Raw genomic sequence first — 22,318 nt, 5'->3', positions numbered from 1 at the left:
ATATTCGAAGAAGGAATGGAAAAGGCTATTTTCTATTTATAATTTATAAAATTCATCCCAACCTTTACGCGGTGGAAGTCCCGCCAGCATTGCATTAGCAAATTCATTATTTGTAATCTGCTTCGTACGAGGGTCAAAGAACAACTGTGTATTAAGTCGTTGAGCCATCACACCCAGTGAGAATACCTGGCTCAACACACCATTGATTTCGAACGGCGAGCGTGTCTTTTCAATACCTTGACATGCCAGCAAGAAATTCTCGAAGTGATTGGAAGGACTTTTAGGAACCTCCGGCAACTTGTCTGCCATCTCTTTGGCTTTCTCTTCCGGAATAATAGACAAAGTGCTTCCATGACTACCACCCTTGAAGATCAAATCCTTAGTATAAATGATTTTTCCAGGATTCAACTTAGATTTCGGAGTATCTCCCTGATTAGTTACCGGGATGTTCGGATCTAATCCCGAAACTCCATAACCAGCAGGAATAGGAGGAAGATTATCCAAACCATCATACCAGGTAATATCTACCGGTGGCATTCCTTTACGTTGCGGGAAACGGAAGAGAATCGTGGAAGAATATGGGAAGAAATAATCATTATGTCCATTTGCGTATTGCATAGTGACTTCGTATGGCAATCCCAGTTCCAGGAATTCGTGAGCCGTGTCGAGGATATGTGCTCCCCAGTCGCCCAATGCTCCCATACCAAAATCATACCAACAACGCCATTGTCCCAAATGATAATCTTTATTATACTCGTGATAAGGAGTAACTCCGAGCCAAGTGTCCCAGTCCAGATCTTTCGGCAGTTGCTGCCCGGAAGGAAGTTTATAAATATTAGTGTCCCATTTATGCCAACGACGTGGGTTATTCATGTGGGCAGTGATAGCAGTAACGTCTTTGATAATTCCCGCATCCATCCAGGCTTTAAACTGGAAATAGTTTGCTTCAGAATGTCCCTGATTTCCTACTTGAGTAACCAGGTTCGGACGTTTAAGCGCAGCTTGCATCAACAGTTCCGCTTCATAGAAAGTACGTGCCAACGGTTTCTCTACATATACATGCTTTCCGGAAGCCAAAGCCAGCATACTGATCGGGAAATGCGAATGGTCGGGAGTAGCAATTGCTACAGCATCAAATTCGTTACCGGCCTTATCAAACATTTGGCGAAAATCCCTAAACTGCTTTGCTTTCGGATATTTAGCCATTATCTTTTGTGTATGTTTGGCACCCATATCTACATCACATAAAGCCACCACTTCCACCATACCAGTCCGTGCAAAGTCTTCAATAATCTGCTCTCCGCGGTTACCAATGCCGATATAAGCAATCTTCACTTTGTCACCTCTTCTTTTTTTAGGTGAAGCGGCTTGCGCATGTAATAAATCACCGGTTCCCAATGCCAATCCGGCTGAAGCCATCGACATCGTTTTCAAAAAATCCCTTCGTGTTACCATAAATTATTTATTTTCATTGATATTGATTAAGTTCTTCTTTAAAATTATGCAAGAAAACTATCAACTCCTGCTTTTCTTTTTAAACAGTGCTTGCATTCCATAAAACAAGAGACGCAAAATCCCCCAGAAAGCATAAAGCACAAAAGTAAATATAATTATATAAAAAATAGACGTTATCATCTCCGTAAATGGTGCATGATAAGCAATAATTGCATAAAGATGTAGCAAATTAGATACTACAAAACAAACGAGTAAAGTAATTAACTCTATTTTCTTACGTCGTGCGGTTACAATCGTGTCTTTCATATTGCTTCGGATGTTTTTACAGATTGATGATTCAGATAGTCTATTTTATACTCATCAGGGAAATAAAGCGTCCGTTCTTCTTCCAATGCCTGATGACCCAACAAACAGAGCATACTTGCATAATATCCTTCTTCCGCGATATTTTTAGGTTGTTTTTGTGTTATGACGGCTTCAACAAAAGCTTCCAACAACAATGACGTACCGTCGCTCTTGGGACGTTCTCCGATAATAAATTCTCCTTTGTTTTCGTTTGCTGTTTCCGGCGCCCAGCTTGTTCCGGCAAAAGGCAGAGAGTCAAACACTTTGTTTTCCCAGTCATTCACCATTTGCAGGAAGGCCGGTGCAGGAGCTACACTTTCAAAGTAATATTTTCCCTTTTCCGGTTCTACCGTTCCAAGATTACCCATGATCTGTTCTTCCAGTCCATAGAATTTATTGGAAATGACAGAGTCAAATGTCATCTTTACCCCATCATCAAACACATATACACAGCTCACATTGTCATACACATCTCTGCCGTCTTTCCAATAAGTGATGGCACCGTGTCCCATCACCTTTTCGGGTATCTTACGCAAAGCCCAGCTTCCGATCTGAAGTTGATGGCAAGCGAGTTCCGTCATCAGTCCTTTTGAGAACTCTTTGTAAAGACGCCAATTTATCAGGCGTTCCAAATTGGGTGAAGGTACCGAACGTCTCCAATCCCCATTCCGATTCCAGAAAGTACGGATGGCATTTATTTCACCAAAGGTACCTGCATGAATCATCTCCATTGCTTTGATGTAACGAGGATCGAACAGACGCTGTTGTCCTGTGAAGAAAATCTTTCCCGTGCTACGATGCTTCTGATACATACGGTAACACTCTTCCATCGTGAAACCTATTGACTTCTCACAAAATACATGCTTTCCTGCGTCGAAAGCATCCAAGACGATTTTACAATGCGAACTAAGAGGGGTAGCTACGAGTATGGCATCTATCGACTTATCTTCCAGCACTTCTCGGTAGTCACCATACACTTTGGCATTAGGCACAAGTTCCAATGCGCTCTCGATAGACGGTTTATAAATGTCGCACAATGCTACGATCTCGACTTTGGGGTTCTTAGCTAAAAATCCCATTAAAAACCGTCCCCGGGAACCAGGCCCGATAATTGCCAGACGACACTTCTCGTTTGAGGTGTTCATCACCTCCGAAAAAGCAGAAAGCCAAGGGCTTGCTGCAAGAAGAGTGCCAGCCCCGGCTATGCCTAAATTCTTTAGAAAATCCCGCCTGCTAATAGGGGTATGTTTCATGCTTGTGGTATTTAAGATTATAATTGGTTTATTTGAAAATCAGTTATTAAATACAGGTGCTTTTTGTGTTTCGTAAGAAGGAGATCCTCCCTCTACGTAAGGCCAACCTTCTTGGTCCCACTTGATCTGGTCCAACAACAGAATACGTCCGTTCTCCGGAGTTGATCTTGAAAAACCATGATACAGAAGCCAGTCTTGTCCGGCATCATCCCGGATAATCTGCGAACCGTGCCCATTGCCTACAAAATGATCATTCGCACCTATCACCAAAGAATAACCATTTTTCAACATCGGTTTACCAGTCTTGTCTTTGTACGGGCCCCATACTTTCTTGGAACGTCCCACTACGACTTTATATGTACTTTTCACTCCTTGACAACAACTTCCTATGGAGGCAAACATATAATAATAATCGCCGTGCTTATGGATATAAACAGCTTCAAAAGCAGTTCCCGCTATTCTCTTTTTTTTCGCTCCCGGCATGATCGACAGCCCATCCGCAGTCAGTTCAATAACATATATTCCCCGGAAGCTGCCCCATACCAAATAGTTTCTCCCCTCATACTGCAGGAGACTGGGATCGATCGAGTTCTGCACACCGATCTCATTACTGCGGAACATCTTACCATGATCCGTAAAAGGTCCCTGCGGAGAGTCGGCCGTAGCCACCCCAATGCCGCACGTTTGTTCTCCTCCCCACACCGACATTGCATAATAAAGCACATATTTACCGTTAATATAATTAATGTCAGGTGCCCAGATTCCAGCTTTAGGTTCAAACCTGGGACGAGTTTTATTCGTAAATGCAGTGTTGCAATACGTCCATTCCACCAAATCTTTCGACTTCATGATCGGAACGTTTCTGGTAGATTCGGTAGCATACACATAAAAATAACCATCTGCAGCTTTAATCACCGTAGGGTCGGGCATGGCAATATCTACAACCGGATTCTTATAACTCACCGCAGACTTTGTCTGTGCTCTCCCCTGCGAAAGACAAGCACCTATCATGAATACGAAAACGAACAAATTTACATACTTTTTCATCAAATCATTCCTTTAAAAGCTCCTTTTTACCTTATCTTTATAGCTATAAATTAATATTAACTTACAAAATCTTTGGGTAACACTCCAAATTGCTTCTGGAAACACTTGGCAAAATAAGACGGAGAATTAAACCCTACCATATAGCAAATCTCATTTACCCGGTTTTCTCCCTCTTTCAATAATTGAGCAGCTCTCTTTAAACGCTCCAGACGAAGATATTCATTCGGACTCAAATCCAAGACGCCCTTTATCTTCCGATAGAAATTGGAACGGCTCATATTCAGGCTATCCGCCATATCATCCATGCTAAATTCCGGATTACTATAATTCACTTGGATAACCTCATTCAACTTCTTTATAAAATCTTCGTCAGCTTTTGTCAACGCCATCGTATTGGCAGCCACAAAAGGAGACTGTGCAAAAGCCTTACGTAGTTTCTCTCTATTCTGAATAAGGCTGGAAGCACAAGCCTGCAAATATTCCACAGAGAAAGGTTTCTCCAGATATGCGTCTGCTCCCAATTCCATTCCCTCTATCTTAGACTGGATATTCGTCTTCGCAGTCAACAGTATAACGGGAATATGACTATAATTCAAATCTGACTTTATTCTCTTACATAGTTCAAAACCATCCATCACAGGCATCACAACGTCACTAACCACTAGATTCACATAATTACCATCCAACACTTGTAACGCTTCCTCCCCGTTAGTAGCAGTCAATACAGCATATTCTTTCGATAGCTGACGCACTACAAAGGCAAGCATATCCGGATTATCTTCCACAACCAGCACTGTAGGACGGTTATCTTTCTTTTCCACCTCTCCAGCAGAAATTTCACTCATCTTGTCCATTCCTGCTTCCGGTTCCGGTGTTAAAGTGATTGTCATATCCTGAACTATCGGCAAAGTCAGACAGAAGGTATTATTTTCTTCCCCTTCTCCCATAGCCAGGGTTCCTTGATGCAGTTCTGCCAATGAACGGGAAAGAGCTAAGCCGATTCCTGTTCCAGTAGTCACTTTTCCGTCTTCTTTTTCATTAAAACGAACGAAAGGTTTGAAAATTTCCTCTTTCATCTCATTAGGAATAATTACTCCATCATTCTCTGTACGAATACGGAATGAATTATTATCATCCGCTTCCGACACCTCCAAAAATATATGTACGTAGCTTTCAGCATACTTCACCCCATTGTTCAACAGATTACTGATAATCTTCGTAAACGCCTCCCGGTTCACATGTGCATAAAAATCCTTTTCAGGCACTTGCAAGGTGAATTCCAAACCTTTCTGTTTGGCAAGGGAAGTGAAACGCACATGAGTCTCTTTCAGTACCTCCGTTACATTGCATTTCGCAAAATTCAAGCGGAATCCCTGACTTTCCGTTTTACGGAAGTCAAGTAACTGGTTAGTCAGATTCAACAATCGTTCCGTATTCTGCTTCATTACATTCAGGTCTTCCCGCGTTTCCGCATCGACCTGTTTCTTCAATATAATGTTTTCCAACGGACCTTTAATCAATGTTAGCGGTGTACGTATCTCATGGGCCACATTCGTAAAGAAATCAATCTTTGCATGGTAAACTTCACGTTCCTTCTCCTGCTCGAATTTCTCCATCTGTCGTCGATGTTTGCTATTACTGCGTCTCTTGAAATACACAACAATTTGTAAAGAACAACCGATAATCAGCAAAGCATACGCACAATACGCCCATATAGAAAGATAGAAAGGAGGAAGAATATGTACTTCCAATACCACTTCATCGTCACTCCATACTCCATCACTATTGGCAACTTTCACCCGGAAGGTATAATCACCATATCGAAGATTGGAGTAGGTAACAATAGGGCTTTCACTCACAGTCAACCAGTCTGTATCAAAGCCTTCCAACTTATACATAATCCGACTTGTCTTAGGAGCCTGAAAATCCAGCGCGGCTACACGGAAAGAGAAAGAATTCTGATTAGACTGGAGAACAAGCTGGTCAGAGAAAGTGATACTCTTTTCCAACGGAGAGCCCGGTTCACCAGCATATACTTCCTTTCCAAACAGAAAGAAATCAGTAATTACAATAGAGGGGAGAAACTTGTTCTCGGAGAAATTCTTGGGATTAAAGGCTATAAAACCATCGATGCTACCCAAATAAATCGTACCATCCTCAGTTTCAAAACTTGAACGATAATTAAACTGGTCGCCCAACAAGCCATTGGAGGTGGTATATACCTTCATCATTCCGGTAGTAGGTTGAAAGCAGACCAAACCGTTATTAGTTGTCAACCACAAAAATCCTTCTTTGTCCTCCACAATCTGGTATACAACATCGTTCGGCAGTCCGGCCGACAAATTATAATTGGCAAATGTCTCCGTATCCGGCTGAAAACGACAAAAACCTCCTCCTTGAGTAGTCAACCAGATTTGTCGGTGAGAGTCTTCAAAGATACTTAATACCTTATCATACGGGAGACTCTTCGGGTTATTTTCATCGTGCAAATAATTCTTCCATTTCTTTTCACTCACATTGTAGCAATAGGCTCCATTAGCATAAGTTGCCAACCATAGATTTCCTCCGGAGTCCTCCTTTATGTCATACACAAACCGACCGTTCAGTTCCGGTATCCGGTCGAAATCATCAGACTGTTTATTATATCGGAGCAAGCCGAACAAAGTTCCCAGGTAAATATCACCGGTCGTTGTGCAGCAAATAGAGAAAACACTATTATCTATCAATGAACGGGGAGAATCCGTTTTCTGATAGGTTTTCACGATAGCTCCCGTACGCGTATCTACTACTTTCACTCCTTTTGAAAAGGTTCCTACCCAAAGATGATCTCCAATTAAACATAAACCATGCACATTGGTAAAAGCACTACTGGGTGTAAAGAAGGAGAATGTTTTGGTCTTGGGGTTGAAACGATTCAGACCACCGTCCTCCGTACCAATCCACAGAATACCTTGATTATCCTGACAGAACTCACGTACTCGTTTCCCACGCAAACCATTATCAGTCCCTTTGGGATAATATTTCTCGAAATACGTATAAAAACGAGGATAGTAATTCACACCGCCAAAATAAGAGCCAATCCAGATACCACCCTCGCGATCCTTACACAATGAATAAATAGCATTGTCGGATAAAGAATAAGGGTCGTTGATCGAACTGCGCAAATGAACATACTTACCCATTCGGAGATTATAAATATAAAGTCCCGATTCTGCGCCAATCCACAATTCGTTGTCAGAAGCTACCAGCAGTTCACGACAAAAAACAGCCTCTCCACTTTCATCTTTAGAGAGTAAATCATGCAGTTTGTTAGAGGTCAGGTTCAGTTCTTTCACTCCTCCTTTTAAAGAGCCTATATATAGACAATTATATGCTCCTTTCACCAGACCTATCACGACATCATTCTCATAAGTTTTTTGATCGTCTACAGGTGATACATAAGGATGAAGGGTTTGCAAACGGTCTTTCGAATAGAAAAGTCCATCACCATAGCAACCAATCCAAAGGGTTCCGCTATTATCGAAAACAAAAGACTGGACATTGGTGGAGATAAAAGAAAAGTTCTTCAATGTGTGGTTCTGGAGTGTTCCTTCCTCCAGATCATAACAAAATAGTCCCTGCGACTCTACCGCTACCCAGACACATCCTTTGTTGTCTCCGGAGATTGCAGTTACGGTATGCTCTATTTTCGTGTTTTCTGCGCTCAATTCAGCAAAATGACGGAAAGAATCTTTTTCCGGATTATAGATATAAAGTCCTACATCCGTACCTACCCAGATATCTCCTTTTGAGTCCTCATAAAGAGCTGTGATAAAATTATTACCAATGCTCCGCCGTGTGCGGTCATCATGTTTGAATTTGCGGAATGACAAACCGTCATATCTATTCAAACCATCTTTTGTGCCGAACCACATAAAGCCCTGCTTATCCTGCAAAATCGCATTGACCGTATTTTGAGATAACCCGTTCTGTACACTAAGATTTTTGAAATAATAATGCTCGTCCGCCATTTGCGCATGGCAGCCGATCTGATAGCCGATTAAACAGATTAAAAATATGAGAACTTTCTTCATAAATATACGTATTTTCTATCCTTCCGTTTGAGTTACCAAATGTAGGCAAAATCACAGCGGAAAGATAGTAAATATGTCTCAATGAAAGAATAGTCCTATTTTTCTATTCTGATACGCGCGTCAACTGCTACAACGGCCTTTTCTGTTGCTAAGAGCGGATTTATATCCATTTCTTTGATCTCTGTAGCGAAACGTAGCAAAGTGGACAAACGGACAATAATTTCAGCAAATTTATCTTCGTTGACTCCCTTTTGCCCACGTGTTCCCTGAATGATTTTATAAGCACGCAAAGAATGAATCATTGAATAAGCTTCTTCGTAAGAAAGCGGAGCCAAACCGGAAGATACATCTTTCAGCACCTCCACAAAAATACCTCCCAAACCACAAAGTACCACGTGACCGAACTTCTCTTCATATTTTGCGCCAACAAACAGTTCCGTACCTTTCAGCATCGGCTGTACCATAATTGCTCTTGCATCAAGTATCTGCATCATACGATCGAATTCCAGTGCCAGATGTTGCTCACTTTTAATGTTCAAAACGACACCACCGACATCTGATTTGTGCACAGGACCAACAACCTTGGCAACTACCGGAAATCCGCACCGACGGGCAAAAGCTACTATCTCCTCTTTATTGTCGGAAACAAATTCATCTACCAACGGAATACCGGCAGCGTGCAACAATGCCTGTACATAATTGGGAGCGATATAACCATCCTCCGGAATAGAATCAATAATACGACGAATCCTCGGAACGTCCACTCCGAACAGTTCTATTTCAGGAACTGCCGGTTTAGGAGCATTGACGATACGTGAAAGGGCAGTACCCAAGGTCACTTCGTCTGCAAAATTCACATGCCCTTTTGCCAGGAAGGCGGAAACCTCTGCTCCGGCTGTATTAATGGAAGGAAGAATGGGAAAAATCGGTTTCTTGCAAGTCTGCATCTTTTCGTGAAGCACATCATACATTTCAAACATAGTAACCAATCCCGGAGTTCCGAAGATGGCCATCATGGCGTCTATATTGTCAAGCTTTTCCTCGCAGTAGTCAATGCAAAGGCGCAGATGTTCCGGTGTTCCGGTAGCCAGAATATCAATAGGATTTCCGACGGCAGCACCGGGGAATAGTTGGGCTTTTAGTTCCTCGGCTACTTCTCCCTCCAGCTTAGGCACATTCAGTCCGCCTTTACTCAACGCATCTGTCAGCATCACTCCCGGCCCTCCGGCATGAGTGATAATGGCAAAATTCTTTCCTTTCAATTCGGGTAAAGTAAACACGCAACCCACAGTAGTCAATTCTTCACGAGAGAAGCAACGCACAATGCCTGCTTTACGGAACAAAGCCTCTACTGCCGAATCGGAACTGGCGATTGCTCCTGTATGGGAAGATGCCGCCCGGCTTCCGCTCTCCGAACTTCCGGCTTTGATTGCCGCAATCTTGCACCCTTTTCTAATCAAAGACGAAGCATGGAATAACAACCTGTCCGGATTCTGAATACTTTCAATATAGAGTAGTTTCAGATGAGAATCTTTTTCGGGATCGAAGTTCTCATCCATAAATTGCAATACATCTTCTACACCGATCTGCTTGGCGTTTCCCACCGACCAGACTGAATTGAACTGCAAACCTTTTGTTACGGCACTTTCGAGAATAAATACCGCCGTAGCACCGGAGCTGGAAATCAAGTCCACCCCTTTGGGGTTTAAGTTAGGAATCGGCTGGCTGAATACACTATGATGCCATGTATTCATCAATCCAATGCAATTAGGACCAATCAGTGAAGCGCCGTATTTATTAACTGTTTCCAAAATACGTTCTTCCAACAGCGCCCCTTCGTGGGTTTCTTCACCAAAACCAGCCGAGAGTATGATAAATGCCCTGGTTTGTTTCTTGCTAGCCAATGTTTCCACCATATCAGGACACATCAAGGCAGGCACAGCCAACACCGCCAGATCTGTGTCCGGCAGATCATTCACATCCGCAAAGGCGGGAACTCCCTGCACTTCCTTTTCCTTCGGATTCACCGCCCGAAGTTCTCCCCGATAACCTCCATTTATCAAATTCTTTAATATTGCGCCACCCGGCTTATGCACATTATTCGATGCCCCTACTACGACAATGCTTTCAGGACGAAGCAACTGGGTTGTTATCATATCATGCTTTGGTTTTCGTTTAACTTAGGTACAAATATATTCTTTCTTATGAGAAAAAAGAAAGAAAAAGGGGAGAATTGTATGCGGAAACAGACTATCAAAGAGAAAAGAGCAGAAGATCAGATGGATTATACTTACTTTTTGAGAAATGAAGTAATTATCTCATCATGTACCTCAATTATATTCTGCCCGATGTACAATGAAGAAAGACAATAATGTAGTATATTTGCACACTTACAAACTAACATATATGAAGAAAAACTTACGACTTATCATTGCAATTATATTATCGGGAAGTTGTTTTATATCTTTCTTTACTCAGTGTATCGGTACATCCAAACAACAGAGTCCGGTAGTACAAGCTAGCATCGAAAAGAATAAGGCGGATACAACGCAGACCCAAATCAAAGAAAACGACAACATTGATGAAGACGCAAGAACTACACACCCTGCCGAACGTACATTCATTGATAAAACAACTTCAGAAGACGGGATCGTCATTAGTCACTATACAGAAGACGAAGGTTATACAAATATCTTCGAATATACATGTCCTAATGTGAACATGCAGCAAGTCTATAACCAGAAAGTGCGCAACATTGAGAAACTTCTACGGGAAAAACTGCCCGAAAACAACTCACATTATAAAATTGAAACTGACAGTGTCGGGACGTTAGAAGTGACTTATACATACAAAACCAAGAATCATCTGAAAATCGAACTGTTTTATGGAGGAGGCGCTACTTATGTCGAAATGATTCGTCAAGGAAAGGATGTGAAGGTGGTGGAACAGTATTGTGCTGATTAAAAAAGGTATTCCATGTCTTGAATAAAAGCCACGAGAATGTAAACTTTCACCACAAAAATCCATTGAACCACATCACTTTCTTTTTACCTGTTTTTTTATTACGAAACGTTCCTGTTTCATTCTGTGACCACTTTTCAATGAAATAATCTGTGTTAATCCGTGTAATCTGTGGTGAAAAGTCACTATCTTTGCACATTGCAAAGTTGAAAACAACAAAAATCACACTATACAATGGAAAAGAAATTCAAAAGAACCACCGTCACATCGGCACTGCCGTATGCGAACGGTCCTGTCCATATCGGTCACTTGGCTGGTGTATACGTACCGGCAGATATTTATGTGCGTTATCTGCGTCTGAAAAAAGAAGATGTATTATTCATTGGAGGTTCGGACGAACACGGGGTACCTATCACGATTCGTGCCAAGAAAGAAGGAATTACTCCGCAGGATGTAGTAGACCGTTATCATTCGCTGATAAAAAAATCATTCGAAGAATTCGGTATCTCATTCGACGTGTATAGCCGCACCACTTCGCCGACGCATCACCAATTGGCTTCGGATTTCTTCAAAACATTGTACGATAAAGGCGAATTCATCGAAAAAACGTCTGAACAATACTACGACGAGGAAGCAAAAACATTCCTTGCCGACCGCTATATCACCGGAGAATGTCCCCACTGTCATTCGGAAGGCGCTTACGGCGACCAATGCGAAAAGTGCGGAACCTCACTTTCTCCTACGGATCTTATCAACCCGAAAAGCGCCATCAGCGGCAGCAAACCGGTGATGAAAGAAACCAAACACTGGTATCTTCCTCTCGACAAGCACGAAGGATGGCTGCGCAAATGGATTCTGGAAGATCATAAAGAATGGCGTCCCAACGTATACGGCCAGTGCAAAAGCTGGCTCGACATGGGCCTGCAACCACGTGCCGTGAGCCGTGACCTCGACTGGGGTATCCCTGTTCCCGTAGAAGGAGCAGAAGGCAAAGTGCTCTACGTATGGTTTGATGCTCCTATCGGATACATCTCCAACACCAAAGAACTGCTCCCCGACAGCTGGGAAACATGGTGGAAGGATCCCGAAACCCGTCTGCTCCATTTCATTGGAAAAGACAACATCGTGTTCCACTGCATCGTATTCCCCGCCATGCTGAAAGCAGAAGGCAGCTATATCCTACCGGACAACGTACCGAGCAACGAATTCCTCAACCTCGAAGGAGACAAAATCTCCACTTCCCGCAACTGGGCTGTATGGTTGCACGAATACCTGGCGGACTTCCCCGGCAAACAGGACGTACTCCGCTACGTACTGACCGCCAACGCACCGGAAACAAAAGACAACGACTTCACCTGGAAAGACTTCCAGGCACGGAATAACAACGAACTGGTAGCCGTATACGGTAACTTCGTGAACCGTGCAATGGTATTGACTCAAAAATACTTCGACGGGCGCGTACCTGCACAAGGCGAATTGACCGACTACGACAAAGAAACGCTGAAAGAATTTGCAGACGTAAAAGCAGAAGTGGAAAAACTGCTCGACGTATTCAAATTCCGCGACGCACAGAAAGAAGCCATGAATCTGGCACGTATCGGCAACAAATACCTGGCCGACACCGAACCGTGGAAACTGGCAAAAACAGATATGGAGCGTGTAGGTACCATCCTCAACATCTCCCTGCAACTGGTTGCCAACCTTGCCATCGCTTTCGACCCGTTCCTGCCGTTCAGCTCGGAAAAACTCCGCAAAATGCTGAACATGGATACTTTCGAATGGTCTGAATTGGGACGTGACAACCTTCTCCCTGTAGGTCACCAGTTGAACAAACCGGAATTATTGTTCGAAAAGATTGAAGACGCTACTATCGAAGCACAAGTACAAAAATTGCTCGATACAAAGAAAGCAAACGAAGAAGCCAATTACAAGGCTAATCCAATCCGTCCGAACATCGAATTCGACGACTTCACGAAACTGGATATCCGTGTAGGTACCATTCTTGAATGTCAGAAAGTGCCGAAAGCGGATAAATTGCTGCAATTCAAAATCGACGACGGACTGGAAACACGTACCATCGTATCGGGCATTGCCAAGCATTATCAACCGGAAGAACTGGTAGGCAAACAGGTTTGCTTCATCGCCAACCTTGCTCCGCGCAAACTGAAAGGCATCATCAGCGAAGGCATGATTCTAAGTGCCGAAAACAACGACGGCAGTCTGGCAGTTATCATGCCGGGACGTGAGGTGAAGCCGGGTAGCGAAGTAAAATAATAAAACTTAAATAGGGAATACATGAAAAGCTATCATTGCGCATAGCCTTTTCATGTATTCTTTGCAAATAACATGAGCGAGAATCAGTCACTAAAAGAAAAAACAGCCAAAGGACTATTTTGGGGAGGATTCAGCAACGGCATACAGCAGTTGTTAAACCTGCTTTTCGGAATATTCCTCGCACGGTTGCTCACTCCGGCAGACTACGGAATGGTGGGAATGTTGGCTATCTTCTCCCTCATTGCCAGTTCGATACAGGAGAGCGGTTTCACAGCCGCCCTTGTCAACAAGAAGGAAGTGACACATAACGATTACAATGCTGTCTTCTGGTTCAATGCGGCTATCAGCCTGTCCTTGTATCTGCTGTTATTCCTGTGCGCACCGCTCATTGCCGATTTTTACCATACTCCCGAACTGACACCGCTGGCACGTTATTCCTTCATCGGATTCTTCATAGCCAGCCTGGGAATATCCCACAGCGCCTATCTTCTGCGAAACTTGATGGTGAAACAGCGGGCCCTGTCCTCCGTTATCGGACTTACCGTATCCGGAATCACCGGAGTCATTCTTGCCTACTTCGGTTTCTCTTATTGGGGTATTGCCACGCAAAGCATCGTTTATGTAGCCGTCAACACAGCCTGTTACTGGCATTTCACCCGTTGGCGACCGAGCTTGCAGTTCAATTTCACCCCGATTAAGGAAATGTTCGGATTCAGCGGGAAGCTACTGGTAACCAATGTATTCAATCACATCAACAACAACCTCTTCTCTGTGATACTGGGTAAGTTCTACACCGAAAAGGAAGTAGGATATTACAATCAGGCCAACAAATGGTGCGGCATGGGACAGCTCTTTATATCCGGCATGATAAACGGAGTGGCGCAACCGGTACTCACCAAAGTGTCGGACGACCTTGAACGACAAAAACGGGTATTCCGCAAAATGCTGCGTTTCACCGCCTTTGTCTCGTTTCCCGCCATGCTCGGACTGGGAATCGTATCAGAAGAGCTGATTATCATCACTATCACCGACAAGTGGTACTCCAGTATATCCATCATGCAGATTCTGTGTATCAGCGGAGCCTTCACTCCCATCGCATACCTCTATCAGCAACTCATCATCAGCAAAGGGAAATCCCGCATCTATATGTGGAACACCATAGCGCTCGGCATAATTCTATTGTCAGGCGTTCTGTTAGTCCACTCACACGGGATCTATGCCATGCTCGCCGTCTATGTATCCACCAATATACTGTGGCTACTGACGTGGCACTATTTCGTATGGCAAGAAATCGGACTAAAGCTGCGCCATGCACTGATAGACATACTTCCATACGCTGTCATTGCAGCTACGGTAATGGTAATCACCTATTATTCCACCCGTTCCATCGAGAATATTTATCTCCGCCTGGCAAGCAAGATAGTGCTCGCAGCAGCACTCTACGTAGCCGCCATGTGGGGCAGCCGTTCGGTCACCTTTAAAGAAAGCATCCAGTATTTCATCAAAAAGAAGACACATGAACCCCAATGATCTTGCCACCAAATACCGCCTTCTGAATCGTTCTTTCAAAAAGACGATGATTTATCACATAGGTATAGACGCCGGATTCTTTACCGAATACACCTATATGCTCCATGCAATGCTCTATTGCCTGCAACACAAAATACAGTTCAAGCTTTACTCCGACGACGCCAACTTCGGATGGGAAAAGGGCTGGGAAGACTGTTTCGCACCTTTCTGCGAGCAAGTGCACGAACCGTTTCACCACACCTACAACACTCATCGCCTGCCTTCATGGCAAGCATTGATGAAAGACAAAAAACTATCTAAAGCGAAGTTACTGAAATGGAAACTGAAAGTAACCTGCAAGAACATCATCGGAAAAGCCCTTGCTTTCTTCACGTATGGTAAACCGGTGTTGCTCAACTTCCAAGTGACGTTCAACCCCAACCGGCACTTCCATATCCCCGAACTGGGAATAGACGGTGACTACCTCCACACCTTCCAAAAGCTGACGGAAATCACCTGGAAACTCAACGACACCACCGCACAGGAATGTCGCCAATTTGCCACCACCCTGCAACTTCCGCCTCAATACGCCGGATGCCAGATACGAGGAGGGGACAAGATAACCGAAACCAACCTGCTGCCACCGGAACACTACATACGCCTCATCAAAGAAAAGACAGCCATCCGCGACGTCTTTGTATTGACCGACGACTACCGCCTCTTCGAGCAAGTGCAAACCCTTGCCCCGGACATACACTGGTACACCCTTTGCAGCCCCAACGAACAAGGATACGTCAACAGCGCCTTCACACAGACCACCAAAGAGCTGAAACAGAAACAAATGGCACGTTTCCTCTGCTCGATACAGCTATTGATGGATGCTTCCGTCTTTATAGGAAGTATCACCACCGGCCCCAGCCTGTTCCTGTTGAAGAAGTTCTATCCGGAGATCAATCCGGCAGACTGTCTGCTCAAGGATTTCCCACAGGCATCCGTTCTCCCCATTCCGGGACGCGGGCGAGTGGCCACCGAATTTATGCAAGGAAACTTAAAGTTATAGTAACTTAGCAATATAATTACTACATTTGCAATACAACGTGCATTAACCATTTCCGATGAACAAGAAATATACAGCCGAAGAGCTTGATTTATTACATGCCGAACTTTACGACATATTGGGAGAAACCATCCGGGTATGTCAGAAGCACCACATTCCCTATTTTGTGATAGGCGGCACAGCCATCGGCGCACTCTACGATCAGGGCATTCTCCCCTGGGATGATGATATAGACATCGGCATGACGCGGGAGAATTACAACAAATTCTTAAAAGTAGCACCCGGAGAACTGGGCCCTTCCTACTTTCTTTCATGGATAGAGACAGACCCTCACACCCCCTATTACTACGCGAAGGTTAAGAAAAACAACACCCTTTTCGTAGAAGAAATGTTCAAGAACATCCCGATGCATCCGGGCATCTTTGTAGATATCTTCCCGTTCGACAGAATTCCCGACAACAAACTGTTGCGGCAAATGCAATCCGGCATACTCGGCTTCCTCAAATGCTGCCTGATGGGAAAAGAGATATGGATGTGGAAACACTTCGGCAAATGCGAAATAGAGAACCCTACAAACCGGGGAGCCTTCTCCTGTCTCCTGAACAGAATAGTCGACTCTCTTTTCTCTAAAAAAGCAATTTACCGGATGCTGGTATCCGTGCAAAGCTGTTTCAACTCACGAAACACCCGCTACTACAACAACGTCATGGCAACCGCCGACCACGTGACCGTAGAAAGCCTCCGCCACCTGCAACCGGTAAAGTTCGGTCCCCTCACCGTGACCGCTCCCGATGATCTGGAAGGGTTTCTGCGATACAACTACCCGACCTTGCATCGATTTACCAAGGAAGAACAGGAGAAAGTGAACAACCACTATCCTGCCGCCCTGTCATTCAGTACAACCCCAAAACAAGAACTATGAATATGAAATCCGCTTTAGTAGACGTCCCGGTACTTATCCTGTTCTTCAACCGCCCGCAACAGTTGTCGCAAGTGTTCGAGCAAGTGAAGAAAGCACGTCCGTCCCGGCTCTTCCTCTATCAGGACGGAGCACGAAACGAGCGCGATTTGCCCGGAATAGAAGCCTGCCGTGAAATCGTATCACAGATAGACTGGGAATGTGAAGTAGAACGCCTTTATCAGGAAAAGAATTTCGGCTGTGACCCTTCAGAATATCTTTCGCAGAAATGGGCCTTCTCCAAAGTCGACAAGTGCATCGTACTGGAAGACGACGATGTGCCCTCCGTCACCTTTTTCCAATTCTGCAAGGAGATGCTGGATACATACGAACATGACACCCGCATCAGCATGATTGCCGGATTCAACCCCGAAGAAATCACCAAAGATATGCCATCCGACTACTTCTTCACCACCACCTTTTCCATTTGGGGATGGGCGAGCTGGAAACGGGTAGTCGACCAATGGGACGAGTTTTACAGTTTCCTGGACGACTCCTTCAATATGCAACAACTGGAGCAACTCATCAAGGAACGCAAATTCCGGAGCGACTTTATCTATATGTGCCAGCGTCACCGGGAACAGCAGAAAGCCTTTTATGAAACTATCTTCCACGCCTCTATCCTGTTCAACTCCGGAGTAAGCATCGTGCCTACCCGCAACATGATAAACAACCTCGGAGCAACGGCAGATTCCACCCATTTTGCCGGCTCGGTCCACACCCTGCCCAAGGGCTATCGCCGCATCTTCACCATGAAGCGTTACGAGGTGGACTTTCCGCTGCGGCATCCCCGCTACGTCATTGAAAACGTAGCCTACAAAGAGAGGGTTTACCGCATCATGGGCTGGGATCATCCATGGATCAAGATAGGGCGTTCGTTCGAAGAACTGTTCCTCAACCTGAAATACGGTAATTTCTCCATCATTACGAAAGCTCTCAAAAACCGAATAAACAAATGGCTGAAAAGAAACAAGCACCACTAAATACGTTGCTTACTATTTATTTTTACCATACCCGTCTCACACGGGAAAGTTACGAGGAATGGAAAGAATATAAATTCCCCGGACACATTTTATACGGACTTCCTCTGCTGGAAAATTACGGAATACATTCCGTAATGCACAAATGCAAATACTTCTCCGGCCGCCTGAAACTCATGCTTTACGCCACCAAAGAGATTCTCTTCTGCAAGGAAAAATACGACGTGCTCTATGCCACCTCTTTCCGGGGGATAGAACCCGTCATCTTCCTCCGTGCACTGGGACTGTACCGCAAGCCCATCGTCATCTGGCATCACACGGCCGTCGTCACCAACCCCAAACCGTGGCGCGAACAAATCTCCCGCCTTTTCTACAAAGGCATCGACCAAATGTTCCTGTTCAGCCGGAAGCTGATTCAGGACTCGCAGAAAACCCGGAAAGCTCCGTCCCACAAACTGAAACTGATACATTGGGGCCCGGACCTTCCTTTCTACGACCATCTGTTGGCAGAAATGCCCGACCGGAAGCCCGAAGGATTTATCTCCACCGGCAAAGAGAACCGGGACGTGGACACCCTGCTCCAGTCTTTCTCCGCAACCAATGAGGAATTGGATCTGTACATTGCCGTTTCATGCGGCAACATCAACTATAAAAAGATACTCGACCGCTATTCAGTGCCCGACTCCATCCATATTCACTATACCGACGGAGTGATTCCCTATGAACTGGGAAAACTGGTAGCCCGCAAAAGCTGCATCGTCATCTGCTGTCTGGACTTCCCCTACACCGTAGGACTGACCACTCTCGTAGAAGCATTTGCCCTCGGCATCCCCGTCATCTGCTCGCGCAACCCCAACTTCGAAATCGACATCGACAAGGAAGAAATCGGCATTACCGTAGAATATAACGATGTACAAGGCTGGATAGACGCTATCCGCTACATCGCCGACCATCCCGAAGAGGCACGACGCATGGGAGAAAATGCACGCAAACTGGCAGAAGAACGCTTCAACCTCGAAATCTTTTCGCGCGAAATAGCAGAAAGCTTGTTGGAAATATCAAACATTTCCTCTAAAAACCGTACATTTGCATAAACTTTTGCCCATGAGAGTCCTGATAATAAATACATCTGAACGAATAGGAGGAGCGGCCATTGCAGCAAGCCGGTTGATGGAGTCACTGAAAAACAACGGTATCAAAGCCAAAATGCTGGTGCGTGACAAGCAGACCGACCAAATCAGTGTGGTCCGCTTAAAAAGTAACTGGTTGCAAGTGTGGAAGTTCATGTGGGAACGGATCGTTATCTGGAGTGCCAATCGTTTCCGCCGATACCATCTGTTCGACGTTGACATTGCCAACACAGGTACAGACATCACCTCACTCCCGGAATTTCGCCAAGCCGACGTGATCCATCTGCATTGGGTCAACCAAGGAATGCTCTCGCTGAAAGATATACGGAAAATACTCACTTCCGGCAAACCTGTGGTATGGACCATGCACGATATGTGGCCATGTACCGGTATCTGCCACTACGCACGGGAATGTAAAAACTATCAGCAAGAGTGTCACGACTGCCCTTACATCTACAAAGGCGGTGGCCGGAAAGATTTATCTTACCGCACTTTCCGCAAAAAACAAAAGTTATACAGCTACGCTCCCATCCATTTCGTCACGTGCAGTCACTGGCTGAAGGAACAAGCACAGACCAGCGCATTGTTTGAAGGGAAAAGCGTCACCAATATTCCGAACGCTATTAATACCAACCTGTTCAAACCCATGAACAAAAAAGAAGCACGTGCCAAGTTCATGTTGCCGGAAGGTAAGAAACTGGTTCTGTTCGGCTCGTTAAAGATCACCGACAAACGAAAAGGAGTCGACTATCTCATTGAAGCCTGCAAACTGCTGGCAGAAAAGCATCCGGAATGGAAAGAGTCACTGGGGGTAGTCGTATTCGGTAACCAATCACAGCAATTGCAGGAGCAGCTTCCTTTCCATGTCTACCCGCTCCCTTACATCAAGAATGAGCATGAGATAGTAAATATCTACAATGCCGTAGACCTCTTCGCCATCCCGTCTCTGGAAGAGAATCTTCCCAACATGATTATGGAAGCAATGGCCTGCGGAGTACCCTGTGTCGGCTTTAACGTAGGAGGTATCCCCGAAATGATCGACCATCTGCACAACGGTTACGTGGCACAATACAAATCTTCGGAAGATTTTGCCAACGGCATACATTGGATATTGACGGAACCGGAATACGATGAACTCTCCGCACAAGCCTGCCGCAAGGTCTTGGGTAATTATTCGGAGAGCATCATCGCAAAGAAATATACAGATGTCTACAATAAAATAACGGGGAAATATGCATAGTGTCCATCCTACTCCCAAGTTCTCTATCATTACGGTGACGTACAATGCTGAAAAGGTATTGGAAGACACGATTCAGAGTGTCATTTCACAAACCTATCATCATATAGAATACATCATCGTAGATGGAGCTTCCAAGGATGGAACCATTTCTATTATCAACCGCTACCGCCCGCACATACACACCGTTGTCAGCGAACCGGACAAAGGGCTGTATGACGCCATGAATAAAGGCATCGCCCTTGCCAGCGGCGATTATCTCTGTTTCCTGAACGCGGGCGACTGTTTTCACGAGGACGACACACTACAACAAATGGTGCATACCATCAACGGCAGCGAACTGCCCGATGTGCTTTACGGAGAAACCGCTATCGTAGACCAGGACAGGCATTTCCTGCGGATGCGCAGATTGTCCGCTCCCGAAACGCTTACCTGGAAAAGTTTCAAACAGGGTATGTTAGTCTGCCATCAGGCATTCTTTCCCCGTCATACGCTGGTAAAGCCCTACAACCTGAAATATCGTTTTTCAGCTGATTTCGACTGGTGCATCCGTCTTATGAAGAAAGCGCGCACCTTACACAATACCCATCTGACGATTATCGATTATCTGGATGAAGGAATGACTACCCGCAATCAGAAAGCCTCCCTGAAAGAGAGATTTCGCATCATGGCAAAGCACTACGGGTTGATTGGCACCGTAGCACATCATATATGGTTTGTGATCCGTGCGGTGATTCACCGGTAAAGCTGGTTCTCTTTAAAATGTTGCAGGCAGCGCAAGCAACTGGTACATCAGCGTACGTGCCATACGTATCTGCCCCTTTGTACTAGGATGTAAACGGTCATATCCTGCATCGTAGAAGTAAATCAGTTGTTCTTCCACCATCGGGTTCAGTCCGGTTACCGCATTAAAATCAATTACGGGCACTCCCCATACATTGCCGGCTTCTTTGACAGCCTGTACGTAGGCATCCACATATTCACCACAACTATTCTGATAGTTTTCATCCGGTTGCACGTTCTTCTCTCCAAAATCCGCCAGTGAGCGGTGCAACGGGGTTAATAGTACAATCTGCTTATCCGGAAACAGTTGTTTCAGCCTGTTGATTCCGATGTTGATACGTCCTTTATACGTGTTTCCATCCATCATAGGCGTACGTTTCTTGCGGGTTTCCAGCTTTTTGGTCTGTCCGCGGGCTGCCATCACCTGTTCTTCTGTTTCCGTAAACCACTCTCCGATAGGCACACCGTCATTAAAATCATTCGTACCCATCAGAATCAAGATAGCATCCACTTCTCCACCGTGTTCCTGCTTTAGTTTCTCGGCCTGACGGGGCACATCATTCCATTGTCTGCCGCTGATACCATATACATAAGGAGTAATCCCCAGCCATTCCTGCAGGAAATCCCAGTATTTCTTTATTTTGTCACCATAGCAGTTGGGATCTGTAATAGAGTCTCCCAAATACCCCACTCTTTTTCCTTGCCATGGATGCCGGACAGCTCCATTATTCGTTTCAGCAGAGTTTGCAACTTTAGATGTTTGATTCTGTCCGCACAGAAAAGAGGAACAGAAAAACAGAATGGTACATGCGAGTAATAATTTGCTTTTCATCGGTATTATACATTAAATGAGAGATTTGTATCTAATATCCTGCAAATGTAATTCAAAAATAGGTAGTTTCAATCAATTTGGGCAGTCAATCTCATCCATACAACCGGACAGACAAACGGGTCCCTATTTGACTATTCTTGCTAAAATGCAGGTTTACAGTATTTTTTCATCAAAGTTATCATTGAGTTTTACACCTAAAATCCTATCTTTGTCACAAACTAAAAGAAAAATTGGATGTTTAACTCATTTTCATTCCATAAGGATTCCGTTCTGTAAATAATCTGTAAGCCTTCCTCTCATTACAGATTATCCCTTATGTTTTCTGACATATTCTTGTCAGAGTTATTTTCTATATCTAAATTTTAAACTATTTGTATGGTCAAATGGTCACAAGCATCGTCACATGCCTTCATTTACCGTACTG

At 44.6% G+C, this 22,318-nt stretch carries 17 protein-coding genes; 10 read left to right on the top strand and 7 right to left on the bottom strand.

The features are described from left to right. Positions 1-36: 36 nt before the first annotated feature. From KFO40_RS01625 to KFO40_RS01605, 6 genes are all read right to left on the bottom strand, one after another. On the bottom strand, positions 37-1,455 hold the full coding sequence (locus KFO40_RS01625; protein WP_074556527.1) for a Gfo/Idh/MocA family oxidoreductase: 1,419 nt from the start codon (positions 1,453-1,455) through the stop codon (positions 37-39). A gap of 60 nt (positions 1,456-1,515) precedes the next feature. Next, a complete protein-coding gene (locus tag KFO40_RS25595) occupies positions 1,516-1,761 on the bottom strand; it encodes a hypothetical protein (protein WP_008016134.1) in 246 nt (81 codons plus the stop codon). Beyond that, positions 1,758-3,053, bottom strand: a complete 1,296-nt coding sequence (locus KFO40_RS01620) for a Gfo/Idh/MocA family oxidoreductase (protein ID WP_117512183.1) — start codon at positions 3,051-3,053, stop codon at positions 1,758-1,760. The genes KFO40_RS25595 and KFO40_RS01620 overlap by 4 nt, the downstream gene beginning before the upstream one ends. A gap of 39 nt (positions 3,054-3,092) precedes the next feature. Next, positions 3,093-4,100, bottom strand: coding sequence for a family 43 glycosylhydrolase (locus tag KFO40_RS01615; protein ID WP_074635477.1), 1,008 nt, complete (start codon positions 4,098-4,100; stop codon positions 3,093-3,095). A gap of 56 nt (positions 4,101-4,156) precedes the next feature. Continuing rightward, positions 4,157-8,173, bottom strand: coding sequence for a two-component regulator propeller domain-containing protein (locus KFO40_RS01610; protein ID WP_211146012.1), 4,017 nt, complete (start codon positions 8,171-8,173; stop codon positions 4,157-4,159). 95 nt (positions 8,174-8,268) lie between these two features. Then, positions 8,269-10,329 carry an acetate--CoA ligase family protein gene (locus KFO40_RS01605; protein ID WP_211146011.1) on the bottom strand — a complete coding sequence of 687 codons (2,061 nt, stop codon included), beginning with the start codon at positions 10,327-10,329 and terminating at the stop codon, positions 8,269-8,271. 48 nt (positions 10,330-10,377) lie between these two features. Between KFO40_RS01605 and KFO40_RS01600 the strand changes: the two genes are divergently transcribed. From KFO40_RS01600 to KFO40_RS01555, 10 genes are all read left to right on the top strand, one after another. Continuing rightward, the gene (locus KFO40_RS01600; RefSeq protein ID WP_157442129.1) at positions 10,378-10,545 is read left to right on the top strand and encodes a hypothetical protein; all 168 of its coding nucleotides are present in this window, start codon (positions 10,378-10,380) and stop codon (positions 10,543-10,545) included. A 34-nt stretch (positions 10,546-10,579) separates the two neighbouring features. Beyond that, a complete protein-coding gene (locus KFO40_RS01595) occupies positions 10,580-11,137 on the top strand; it encodes a hypothetical protein (RefSeq protein WP_148326790.1) in 558 nt (185 codons plus the stop codon). Positions 11,138-11,368: 231 nt separating this feature from the next. Continuing rightward, complete coding sequence (gene metG, locus KFO40_RS01590; RefSeq protein ID WP_211146010.1) at positions 11,369-13,408, top strand: methionine--tRNA ligase; 2,040 nt, start codon at positions 11,369-11,371, stop codon at positions 13,406-13,408. Positions 13,409-13,480: 72 nt separating this feature from the next. Then, a complete protein-coding gene (locus KFO40_RS01585) occupies positions 13,481-14,938 on the top strand; it encodes a lipopolysaccharide biosynthesis protein (RefSeq protein WP_211146009.1) in 1,458 nt (485 codons plus the stop codon). Further along, entirely contained in the window at positions 14,925-15,977 is a 1,053-nt protein-coding gene (locus tag KFO40_RS01580; protein WP_211146008.1) for a hypothetical protein, read from the top strand. The genes KFO40_RS01585 and KFO40_RS01580 overlap by 14 nt, the downstream gene beginning before the upstream one ends. Positions 15,978-16,032: 55 nt before the next feature. Next, positions 16,033-16,896, top strand: a complete 864-nt coding sequence (locus KFO40_RS01575) for a phosphorylcholine transferase LicD (RefSeq protein WP_211146007.1) — start codon at positions 16,033-16,035, stop codon at positions 16,894-16,896. Beyond that, positions 16,893-17,915 (top strand): hemolysin activation protein, encoded by a 1,023-nt coding sequence (locus KFO40_RS01570; RefSeq protein WP_211146006.1) that lies wholly within the window; start codon positions 16,893-16,895, stop codon positions 17,913-17,915. Before KFO40_RS01575 ends, KFO40_RS01570 begins: the two co-directional genes overlap by 4 nt. After that, on the top strand, positions 17,888-19,006 hold the full coding sequence (locus KFO40_RS01565) for a glycosyltransferase family 4 protein (RefSeq protein WP_211146005.1): 1,119 nt from the start codon (positions 17,888-17,890) through the stop codon (positions 19,004-19,006). Before KFO40_RS01570 ends, KFO40_RS01565 begins: the two co-directional genes overlap by 28 nt. A gap of 10 nt (positions 19,007-19,016) precedes the next feature. Beyond that, positions 19,017-20,282, top strand: a complete 1,266-nt coding sequence (locus KFO40_RS01560) for a glycosyltransferase family 4 protein (protein WP_032811925.1) — start codon at positions 19,017-19,019, stop codon at positions 20,280-20,282. After that, positions 20,275-21,024, top strand: a complete 750-nt coding sequence (locus KFO40_RS01555; RefSeq protein ID WP_211146004.1) for a glycosyltransferase family 2 protein — start codon at positions 20,275-20,277, stop codon at positions 21,022-21,024. The genes KFO40_RS01560 and KFO40_RS01555 overlap by 8 nt, the downstream gene beginning before the upstream one ends. A gap of 12 nt (positions 21,025-21,036) precedes the next feature. On the opposite strand, the gene KFO40_RS01550 is transcribed toward KFO40_RS01555, so the two are convergent. Further along, complete coding sequence (locus KFO40_RS01550) at positions 21,037-21,894, bottom strand: SGNH/GDSL hydrolase family protein (RefSeq protein WP_049701375.1); 858 nt, start codon at positions 21,892-21,894, stop codon at positions 21,037-21,039. Between the last annotated feature and the right edge of the window lie 424 nt (positions 21,895-22,318).

Origin of the sequence: Bacteroides sp. 1001302B_160321_D4 (genome assembly GCF_015667765.1) — a bacterium.
GTDB lineage: Bacteria > Bacteroidota > Bacteroidia > Bacteroidales > Bacteroidaceae > Bacteroides > Bacteroides xylanisolvens.
Note: the sequence above shows the minus strand (reverse complement) of the source record. Positions and strands in the feature narration are given on the sequence as shown.

Excerpts from the sequence above, each read along its gene's own strand:
- KFO40_RS01600 (WP_157442129.1), top strand. The coding sequence starts at position 10,378 with ATGAGAAAAAAGAAAGAAAAAGGGGAGAATTGTATGCGGAAACAGACT.
- KFO40_RS01575 (WP_211146007.1), top strand. The coding sequence starts at position 16,033 with ATGAACAAGAAATATACAGCCGAAGAGCTTGATTTATTACATGCCGAA.
- KFO40_RS01615 (WP_074635477.1), bottom strand. The coding sequence starts at position 4,100 with ATGAAAAAGTATGTAAATTTGTTCGTTTTCGTATTCATGATAGGTGCT.
- KFO40_RS01580 (WP_211146008.1), top strand. The coding sequence starts at position 14,925 with ATGAACCCCAATGATCTTGCCACCAAATACCGCCTTCTGAATCGTTCT.
- KFO40_RS01570 (WP_211146006.1), top strand. The coding sequence starts at position 16,893 with ATGAATATGAAATCCGCTTTAGTAGACGTCCCGGTACTTATCCTGTTC.
- KFO40_RS01610 (WP_211146012.1), bottom strand. The coding sequence starts at position 8,173 with ATGAAGAAAGTTCTCATATTTTTAATCTGTTTAATCGGCTATCAGATC.
- KFO40_RS01625 (WP_074556527.1), bottom strand. The coding sequence starts at position 1,455 with ATGGTAACACGAAGGGATTTTTTGAAAACGATGTCGATGGCTTCAGCC.
- metG (WP_211146010.1), top strand. The coding sequence starts at position 11,369 with ATGGAAAAGAAATTCAAAAGAACCACCGTCACATCGGCACTGCCGTAT.
- KFO40_RS01550 (WP_049701375.1), bottom strand. The coding sequence starts at position 21,894 with ATGAAAAGCAAATTATTACTCGCATGTACCATTCTGTTTTTCTGTTCC.
- KFO40_RS01605 (WP_211146011.1), bottom strand. The coding sequence starts at position 10,329 with ATGATAACAACCCAGTTGCTTCGTCCTGAAAGCATTGTCGTAGTAGGG.
- KFO40_RS01585 (WP_211146009.1), top strand. The coding sequence starts at position 13,481 with ATGAGCGAGAATCAGTCACTAAAAGAAAAAACAGCCAAAGGACTATTT.
- KFO40_RS01555 (WP_211146004.1), top strand. The coding sequence starts at position 20,275 with ATGCATAGTGTCCATCCTACTCCCAAGTTCTCTATCATTACGGTGACG.
- KFO40_RS01595 (WP_148326790.1), top strand. The coding sequence starts at position 10,580 with ATGAAGAAAAACTTACGACTTATCATTGCAATTATATTATCGGGAAGT.
- KFO40_RS01560 (WP_032811925.1), top strand. The coding sequence starts at position 19,017 with ATGAGAGTCCTGATAATAAATACATCTGAACGAATAGGAGGAGCGGCC.
- KFO40_RS25595 (WP_008016134.1), bottom strand. The coding sequence starts at position 1,761 with ATGAAAGACACGATTGTAACCGCACGACGTAAGAAAATAGAGTTAATT.
- KFO40_RS01565 (WP_211146005.1), top strand. The coding sequence starts at position 17,888 with ATGGCTGAAAAGAAACAAGCACCACTAAATACGTTGCTTACTATTTAT.
- KFO40_RS01620 (WP_117512183.1), bottom strand. The coding sequence starts at position 3,053 with ATGAAACATACCCCTATTAGCAGGCGGGATTTTCTAAAGAATTTAGGC.